Origin of the sequence: Halorubrum sp. SP3, from assembly GCF_005435195.1 — an archaeon.
Lineage (GTDB): Archaea > Halobacteriota > Halobacteria > Halobacteriales > Haloferacaceae > Halorubrum > Halorubrum sodomense.
In genome coordinates, this window is the sequence record NZ_SGTU01000648.1 from 1 (window position 1) to 256 (window position 256).

The 256-nt window shown below is 53.9% G+C and carries 1 pseudogene; it reads right to left on the reverse strand.

What is annotated here, in order from left to right:
- Positions 1–68 precede the first annotated feature (68 nt).
- Positions 69–256: pseudogene (locus tag EXE42_RS17840) on the reverse strand (carbohydrate ABC transporter permease); the annotation flags it as partial.

Sequence of the window (256 nt, forward strand, 5' to 3'; positions counted from 1 at the left end):
AGTATAGCAGTTCAATTGACAATAACCGTATTACTGTTTCTCATAGGAAAAAAGAACGGACAGCACCCTCAACCAGAGATGCCGCCGAACGAGAGACCACCCTCGATGTACCGCTGGGCGAACAGGTACACGAGCATAATCGGTGTCGCAAACGTGAGCGCGAACGCCGAAAAGCGCGCCCACGGGACGGAATATTCGCCGATCAGTGCGTACAGCCCGACCGGGAGTGTATAGTTTTCCGTACCGAGCAGCGTCT